The following is an 8,116-nucleotide window of genomic DNA, read 5'->3' as shown; positions in this document are numbered from 1 at the left end:
AGCATGGCGGCCTCCGCCAGCGTCACGTTCTTGGCCGGCTTGCCGAAATAGCGCTGCGCCGCAGCCTCGACGCCGTAGGCGCCGGCACCGAAATAGACCCGGTTCAGGTAGAGTTCGAGGATCTCGTCCTTCGAGTATTTGTGCTCCAGCCACAGCGCCAGGATCGCCTCCTGGATCTTGCGCGAGGCCGAGCGCTCCGGCGTCAGGAACAGGTTCTTGGCGAGCTGCTGGGTCAGGGTCGAACCGCCCTGCGCCACCCCGCGCCGGGTCAGGTTCTGGGCGATCGCCCGGGCGATGCCGACGGGGTCGACACCGAAATGCTGGTAGAAGCGCCGGTCCTCGATGGCGACGAAGGAGCGGGGCAGGTAGGGCGGCAGTTCCTTGATCGACACGACGCGGCCGCCGGTCTCGCCGCGATTGGCGAGCAGGGTGCCGTTGCTGGCGAGGATCGCGATGTTCGGCGGCCGCTTCGGCACGCTGAGCTGGTCGATCGGCGGCAGCTGCGAGGCGTGATAGGCGATGAGGCCGGCCAGTCCGATCACGGCCCAGATGCCGAGCACGACCGTGGCGTAGACGATCCGGCCGAGCCAGGATCGCCGCTTCCGGGGCGGGCGCCGGCCGCCGCCGGAGGTCTTGCGGCCGCTGCTGCGCGGCGCCGAACCGGAGGCGCCGCCCGACCTGCGCTGCGCCGCGCCGCCGGTCCGGTCGTTCCGCGACAGGCGCACGTCGAGGCGTCCCGGCTCGCTCCCCTCCGGGATATCGAAGGAGGGCTCGCTACGTGGTTTGCGTCCGCCTGCCTGCGCCATGCGATTCATGCGTCCGGAGCCGCCGGCCTTTCCGAAGACCGTGAACTCCGCGACCGTGCTCCCTTGAACGTCCTCCGCGCGGAAAGGGGCGCGGACCGTTTCCCTTCGGACGAGCCCACCCGGGTTGCCCCGCAGCCGGTCCCGCACCCCGTGCCACCGGCTGGACGGACCGTTCGCAACGGCCGATTTCCGCCGGGCCTCGTCCCGCCGCGACGGTGCCACGGGAGGTTCGTGAGAGAGGCTAATTGCGGCGGGTTTAAGGGGCGTTAAGGCACGCGCCGCGCGGCGGCGTCTTTACCGGATCTTTACGCGGGATCGTCCCGCGCACGACTCAAGGGCTGGCGCTGCGACCCGGCTATCTCTATCCACGAACGCGCTCTCGCGGCATCGGTCGCGACGGAACGAGGCTCGCGGGATTGCGAGGATTGATGGCGCGCTCCGTTTTCGTTCTCCTCCACCGCTGGGCCGGCCTCGCCATCGCCGCCTTCCTGTTCGTGGCGGGACTGACCGGGGCGGTGATCTCCTGGGATCACGAACTCGACGATCTGCTCAACCCGCATCTCCACACGGTTGCGAGCCGAGGCGAGGCGATCCCCGCCCTCGATCTGGCGCGGCAGTTCGAGGCGCGGGACCCGCGTGCCCGGATCGCCTATCTCCCCCTGGCGGCGGAGGCCGGGGAGTCGCTCTCGCTGTTCGTGGTGCCGCGGGTCGATGCGGCGACGGGGCGGCTGCACGCCCTCGGCTACAATCAGGTCTTCCTCGACCCGGTCACAGGCGCCGAACTCGGCCGGCGGCAATGGGGCCAGGTCTGGCCGATCACCCGCGAGACGCTGGTCTCCTTCCTCTACAAGCTGCACTATTCCCTGCACCTGCCGGAGATGTGGGGCGAGGAACGCTGGGGCATCTGGCTGCTCGGGATCGTCGCCCTCGTCTGGATGGCCGATTCCTTCGTCGGCTTTTACCTGACGCTGCCGGTGCGCAAGGGTGCCAACCCGGACAGGCCGGCGGCGGCGGAGCGGCAGCTCGGCCGTGGCTGGTGGTCGCGATGGAAGCCTGCCTGGATGGTGAAGACCTCCGGCAGCGCCTACCGCGTCACCTTCGACCTGCACCGGGCCTTCAGCCTCTGGACCTTCGCGCTCCTGTTCCTGCTCGCTTTCACGGCCTTCTCGCTCAACCTCTACCGCGAGGTGTTTCTGCCGCTGATGTCGAGCGTCTCGCGGATCTCGCCCGATCCGTCGAACACCCGGCCCTTCGTCTCGCCCCTGACACCGATCGAGCCGGGCGTCGATTACGCCCGTATCCTCGCGGCGGCGGAAGCCGAGGGGCGCCGCCGTGGCTGGGCGGAGCCCGTCGGGGCCCTGGCCTACACGCCGATGCAGGGCTTCTACACCGCGCGCTACTTCCATCCGGGCGAGGATCACGGCGCCGCCGGCGTCGGCCCGGCGGCGATCTATTTCGACGGGCAGGATGGCCGCCTGATCGGCGACCGCCAGCCCTGGATCGGCACCGCCGCCGACCTGTTCGTGCAGGCGCAGTTCCCGGTCCATTCGGGCCGGATCCTCGGCCTGCCGGGGCGGGTCCTGATCTCGCTCATGGGTCTCGTCGTGGCGATGCTGTCGGCGACCGGCGTCGTGATCTGGTGGCGCAAGCGGGCGGCGCGGCGCTCCGTTCGGCGCAAGGCCGCCGCGCTTCCCGCCAGCCGGGTCGTCCCCGCGGAATAGGCCGCCCGAGCGGGTCAGCGCCCGGTTGCCGGGGCGCGGCGTCGTCCGGTCCGGCGTTCCGGGACGAGATCGAGCAGGTCGTCATGGTGCAGGAGCAGGACGCCCGTGGTGCCGGCGAGCTTGCGGGCGGCGGGGGTAAAGCCCGCATTCGAGACCACGGCGGCCATGTCGCCGGACCAGTGCAATGCGGCCGCCGCGACCTCCTGCACCGCCGCGTTGCCGACCGGGCGACCATAGCGCTTGCACTGCACGATCAGGCGCAGACCCGCCTTCTCCGCGATCACGTCGCAGCCCTGGTCGCCGCTGGCTCCGGTCGGCCGGGCATCCCAGCCGGCTTCTTCCAGCAGGTCGGCACAGTAACGCTCGTAAGCGATGCCGTCCTCCGGCGTCTCCCGCTCGTCGGGCAAAACCTGGGCATGGGCGACACGTTCGACGATCTCGACCATCTCCTCGAAGCGCGGCTCCGCATAATCGGAATAGCCACGCTCCTCGATCAGCGGCAGCACCGTGCGCTCGACGAAATAGTCCCGCTCACGCAGCCAGCCATCCTCGATCATGTTGCCGTAGGCATCGAGGAAGCGCTCCTGCCGTCGACGCAGGGCAAGAGTGGGCGCGTGGCGCCGGGCGATGCGCCGGACCAGCGATCGGAACCGGCGCGGCCGGTCGAGGCGATGGACGAGGATGGCCACACAAACCGACGCGGTGGCCGCCAGCGCCACTGCGCCGTAGCGGATGCTGGCGCAGCCGCCGAGCACGAGCGTCCAGAACAGGCGTTGGGCGGTGGGCGACCGGCCTGACATCGTTTCTCCCGCGAGAGGTCGGACCAGGGTCCGGCTCGCGCGGACAATTCCAGCCAGGCCTTGCCCGACTTCTAACGCCGAAGGTCGGTCCCGCCGCCGCGCTCTGGGGGCCCACCGCATCGCATGTGGATAAGTTCCCGTCAGGCGAGACGAGCCGGATCCGGGGGGAAGCGGGAGGCGGCCGGTCCGCTACGGGACCGGCCGCCAAGCCTTCGCCACCAAGCTTTCGATCAGACCGCGCCGGCGGTGCGTGCCCGGCCGCGGCGGCGCTCCGCCCGCGGAGCCTCACCCTCGGAAACGACATCGGAGGCGCCCTGAGGGGCTGCCTTGCCGGGCCATTTCCGGCGTTGCTGGCCGAGGCCCATGGTCCGCGCAAGCTCCGACCGAGTTGCGGCATAGCTTGGCGCCACCATGGGATAATCGTCGGGAAGGTTCCAGCGGGCGCGGTATTCATCCGGCGAAAGATTGTAACGCGTCCGGAGGTGCCGCTTCAGCGACTTGAATTTCTTGCCGTCTTCCAAGCAGATCAAGAAATCCTGCTGGATCGAGCGCCGAATTGGCACCGCCGGGGTCAGAGGCGGGTTTTCCGGCTCGGCCGGTTTCTCAGACAATTGGGTCAGGGACCGGTGAACCGACACAATCAAACCCGGAAGCTCACCCGACGATATCGAGTTGTTGCTTACGAAGGCCGAAATAATATCGACAGTCAGGGCTACACGATCGTCGATAGTGCCGTCCTCTAGCGACATACTGAATATCTCCTTTGGGTATGCGCTAACGATCTCTATCAAATACGCGGGGCCTCAGCGGCGCCGTTATTGACAGGGACTAACCCGGTGCGCGGAATACGCGAGGATTTAACCTTTGATGGGTTTTTTCGCAAGACGGATTCGAAGGTCCGCAATAAAATCAAGTGTGCCTCCTGCCGCAGGCCGGACGCCTTGTTTAAAATTTTCGCAAATTTTCGTTACTGGCTGGACTTCTCCCGAGGTCCGTAGGACTTGAAGCGTTCCACAGTTTCAGCGACCTCGGCATCCGACAACACGATCGGCGTCCCGACCTGCAACGCCACCGCGTATTGCCGGCACAGGGCCTCCACCTCGACCGCGAGCCACATCGCCTTCGACAGGTTCGGCCCGGTCGCGATCATCCCGTGATTGGCGAGCAGGCAGGCACCGCGTCCCTCCAGGGCTTCGAGCGCCAGATCCGACAGGCGCTGCGTACCGTAGGGCGCATAGGGAGCACAGCGGATGGTCGGGCCGCCGGCCATGGCGATCATGTAATGCACAGCCGGGATCTCCAGGCCGCAGATCGCGAAGCCGGTGGCATAGGGCGGATGGGCGTGGACGACGGCGCCCAGTTCCGGTCGGGCGGCGAGGATGTCGCGGTGGAAGCGCCATTCCGAAGAGGGCGCCAGGGGATGGTCGTAGCGGCCCTCGAAATCCATCTCGACGAGATCGTCGGGGCCGAGTTGCTCCGCCGGGATGCCCGAGGGCGTGACGAGGAAGCCCGCCGCCGACCGAACCGAGATGTTGCCCGACGTGCCCTGGCTGAGGCTGAGATCGAGCATCCGGCGCATCGCGTCGACCATCGCTTGGCGGATTGCGAAAGAAGGCACGGTATTCCTCCGGGACGGGAACGGGATGCGGCCGGCGCGCCCCCGCATGGAACGGGTGCGTTCACGGCTGGTTGGATCGGCGCCGGGCGAGCCGCGGCCCCAGACACGGTCCGCCGGCCTTCGGGAGACGAGGCCGATACAGCTGCCCGGCGCGCCTTGAAACTTCGGCCGACACTATTCGCGGGAGCGCGCCGTTGGAACGGGGATCCGAGAACACGGCACAGCACGGGCTTGCATGGCCCCGGCCCGGAATCCGGCCCTGAGCCCATGCGACGTGTCGGCGACGGATCCGCGCGGGCCCGGGGCATCGGGACGTCACGCTCCGGCCGCTCAAGTCATCGCCGGGAGGATTGCGCTTCGAAGCGAATCCCCTCGGTTTGGCGCTTCGAAATGGTATAGGCCGTTCCCATGAGCACCTATCGCTTCGAGGCTCTGCTCGCCCCGCGCCGGATCGCGGTGGTCGGAGCGGGGGACAGGCCGGGCTCCGTCGGCCGGGCGATCATCGACGGCCTGCGCGCGGGCGGCTTCACCGGCCACATCGTCCCGGTCCATCCCCGTGAGGCCAGCGTCGACGGCTTGCCCTGCAGCGCCCGGCTCGCCAACATCCCTCAGCCGCCGGACCTCGTGATGATCGCCACGCCGCCGGAGGCGGTGCCGGCCGTGGTGGAGGAGGCGGGTCAGGTCGGCGCCGCCGCGGCGGTGATCCTGTCCGCCCATCTCGGGCACGGCGCGGCGGCGCCCGTCGGCGCCGCCCAGGCGGCCGCGCGGCGGCACGGATTGCGGCTGATCGGCCCCGACAGCATCGGCCTCAGCGTCCCGGCGGGCGGCCTCAATGCGAGCCTGCTGGCGCGGCCGCCCAATCCCGGCGATCTCGCCCTCGTCTCGCAATCGGGTACCGTCGCCTCGGCCATCGCCGAATGGGCCTGGCGCCACGGCGTCGGCTTCTCGGCGGTGATGACGCTGGGCCGCTCGGCCGATATCGACGTGGCCGATTGCCTCGACCATTTCGCGGAGGACAGCCGCACCCGCGCCATCGTCCTGTCGCTGCACCACGTCGCCGATGCGCGCAAGTTCCTCACCGCCGCCCGGGCGGCGGCCCGCGCCAAGCCGGTGGTGGTGCTGCGGATCGGCCGCCACGAGGCGCCCGACCACCGGCCGGAGACCCATACCGGAGCGCTCGCCCGGCCCGGCGCCGTCTACGAGGCCGCTTTCCGCCGGGCCGGCCTGCTGACGGTGGACGGACTCGATGCGATGTTCTCCGCCGTCGAAACCCTGGGCCGCCAGCGCCCCTTCCCCGGCAACCGGCTGATGATCGTCTCGAACGGGCGCGGCATCGGTGCGCTCGCCGCCGACCGGCTCGCCGATTTCGGCGGAACCCTCGCGACTCTCGGCGAAGCCGGCGCGAAATCGATCGAGCCGGTGCAGCACGGCAGCCAGACCAACCCTCTCGATCTCGGGATCGACGCGGTTCCGCAGGACTATGCCCGCGCCTTGGAGCCCCTGCTGGGCGGCCGCGACAGCGACGCCCTGCTCTCCGTCCACGTGCCGACCGCGCGGGCGGGGAGCCGCGAAGTCGCCAGAAGCGTGGCCGATGCCGTGACCATGGCGCGGGCATCGGGCCGCCGCAAACCGGTCTTCGCGGTCTCGATCGGTGAGGACGAGGCGATCCGCAGGATCTACGCGGAGGCCAAGATTCCGCTCTTCGCCACCGATGCCGACGCCGTGGAGGGCTTCCTCCACCTCGTCCGCTACCGCGAGGCCCAGAGCGACCTGATGCGCACGCCGGATGCGCTGCCCCGGGACTTCTCGCCCGATGTCGCTGCCGCCCGGCGCGTCGTCGACCGGGCCCTGGAGGAGGGGCGCAGCTGGCTCGACCCCTATGCGGTCACCGAACTGCTCGCCGCCTATCGCATCGAATCCTTGCCGGTCTCGCTCGCGCCCGATCCCGACGGCGCCGCCGCCGCGGCCTGGCCGCTGATCGCCGGCGGCGGCACGGTGGCGCTCAAGCTGGTCTCGCCGGACGTGGTGCACAAGTCGGAGGTGGGCGGGGTCCGCCTCGGCCTCACCTCGGAGGCGGATGTGCGCGAGGCGGCGCATTCCATGATCGCCCGTGTCCGCGCCCTGCGCCCGGAGGCCAGGGTGGCGGGCTTCGCGGTGCAGCCGATGCTGCGCCGGCCGCAGGGCCGGGAGCTGATCGCCGGCCTCGCGGAAGATCCGGTCTTCGGCCCCGTCGTGGTGTTCGGCCGGGGCGGGACCGCCGTCGAGGTGATCGACGACCGCGCCCTGGCCCTGCCGCCCCTCGACCTCGCCCTGGCCAGCGAGCTGATCGGGCGCACCCGCGTGGCCCGGCGGCTCGCCGCCTATCGCGACGTGCCGGCAGCGGATCTCTCCGCCATCGCCCTGGTGCTGGTGAAGCTGTCCCAGCTCGCCGCCGACCTGCCGGCGGTGCGCGAACTCGACATCAACCCGCTGCTGGCCGATGCCGAGGGCGTCGTCGCCCTCGATGCGCGGGTCCGGGTCGCGCCCGAGACCGGAAGTCAGACCCGGCGCCGGGGCAACTGGCATCCGCGCTTTGCCATCCGGCCCTACCCGTCGGATTGGGAGCGGCGGCTGGTCGCCGGGGAGCGGCACATCCATGTGCGCCCAGTGCGGCCGGATGACGAAGGGATGTTCCGCACCTTCTTCGCCCAGGTCGATCCCGAGGACGTCCGCCTGCGCTTCTTCGCCCCCGTCCGGGATTTCAGCCACGTCTTCCTCGCCCGGCTGACGCAGCTCGATTACTCGCGGGCCATCGCCTTCGTGGCGATCGAGGAGGCGGCGGAGGAGGATCAGCGGATGCTCGGCGCCGTGCGGCTGCATGCCGACGCCAACCACGAATCCGGCGAGTTCGCGATTCTGGTGCGCTCCGACATCAAGGGCACCGGGCTCGGCATCGCGCTGATGCGCATGATGCTCGACTGGGCGAAGGCCGAGGGCATCGCGCGGGTCGAGGGCAGTGTGCTCACGGAGAACAGGGCGATGCGGGCGGTCTGCCGGCATCTCGGCTTCGAGGAGCGGCCGGTGCCGGACGATCCGAGCCTCGTCCAGGCGACGCTGAAGGTCGGGGAGTAAGGCCGGAGAAGGAAAAAGCCGCCGACCCTCGACGGGTCGGCGGCCCTGGTCGAACGCCCT

General features: G+C 70.0%; 6 protein-coding genes. 2 read left to right on the top strand and 4 right to left on the bottom strand.

Annotated features, from left to right (window positions below; genetic code table 11):
* A partial coding sequence (locus MZTS_RS16330; protein ID WP_192284655.1) for a transglycosylase domain-containing protein occupies positions 1-806 on the bottom strand: 806 nt, incomplete at its 3' end.
* Positions 807-1,234: 428 nt separating this feature from the next.
* Between MZTS_RS16330 and MZTS_RS16325 the strand changes: the two genes are divergently transcribed.
* Positions 1,235-2,527: a PepSY-associated TM helix domain-containing protein gene (locus MZTS_RS16325; protein ID WP_192284654.1), complete on the top strand. Its 1,293-nt coding sequence runs from the start codon at positions 1,235-1,237 to the stop codon at positions 2,525-2,527.
* Between the two features lie 14 nt (positions 2,528-2,541).
* Here the strand turns inward: MZTS_RS16325 and MZTS_RS16320 are convergent, their stop codons facing one another.
* From MZTS_RS16320 to MZTS_RS16310, 3 genes are all read right to left on the bottom strand, one after another.
* Positions 2,542-3,327: a restriction endonuclease gene (locus MZTS_RS16320; RefSeq protein WP_192284653.1), complete on the bottom strand. Its 786-nt coding sequence runs from the start codon at positions 3,325-3,327 to the stop codon at positions 2,542-2,544.
* Between the two features lie 230 nt (positions 3,328-3,557).
* Positions 3,558-4,076 (bottom strand): Ros/MucR family transcriptional regulator, encoded by a 519-nt coding sequence (locus MZTS_RS16315; protein ID WP_192284652.1) that lies wholly within the window; start codon positions 4,074-4,076, stop codon positions 3,558-3,560.
* A 218-nt stretch (positions 4,077-4,294) separates the two neighbouring features.
* Positions 4,295-4,945, bottom strand: a complete 651-nt coding sequence (locus MZTS_RS16310; RefSeq protein ID WP_192284651.1) for a class II aldolase/adducin family protein — start codon at positions 4,943-4,945, stop codon at positions 4,295-4,297.
* Positions 4,946-5,353: 408 nt separating this feature from the next.
* Between MZTS_RS16310 and MZTS_RS16305 the strand changes: the two genes are divergently transcribed.
* Positions 5,354-8,056 carry a bifunctional acetate--CoA ligase family protein/GNAT family N-acetyltransferase gene (locus MZTS_RS16305; RefSeq protein ID WP_192284650.1) on the top strand — a complete coding sequence of 901 codons (2,703 nt, stop codon included), beginning with the start codon at positions 5,354-5,356 and terminating at the stop codon, positions 8,054-8,056.
* Positions 8,057-8,116 lie beyond the last annotated feature (60 nt).

Origin of the sequence: Methylorubrum zatmanii (assembly GCF_014845115.1) — a bacterium.
Taxonomy (GTDB): domain Bacteria; phylum Pseudomonadota; class Alphaproteobacteria; order Rhizobiales; family Beijerinckiaceae; genus Methylobacterium; species Methylobacterium zatmanii.
Note: the sequence above shows the minus strand (reverse complement) of the source record. Positions and strands in the feature narration are given on the sequence as shown.

Bases quoted from the DNA above. Each gene is read 5' to 3' on its own strand.
- MZTS_RS16325 (WP_192284654.1), top strand. From the start codon at position 1,235: ATGGCGCGCTCCGTTTTCGTTCTCCTCCACCGCTGGGCCGGCCTCGCC.
- MZTS_RS16305 (WP_192284650.1), top strand. From the start codon at position 5,354: ATGAGCACCTATCGCTTCGAGGCTCTGCTCGCCCCGCGCCGGATCGCG.
- MZTS_RS16315 (WP_192284652.1), bottom strand. From the start codon at position 4,076: ATGTCGCTAGAGGACGGCACTATCGACGATCGTGTAGCCCTGACTGTC.
- MZTS_RS16320 (WP_192284653.1), bottom strand. From the start codon at position 3,327: ATGTCAGGCCGGTCGCCCACCGCCCAACGCCTGTTCTGGACGCTCGTG.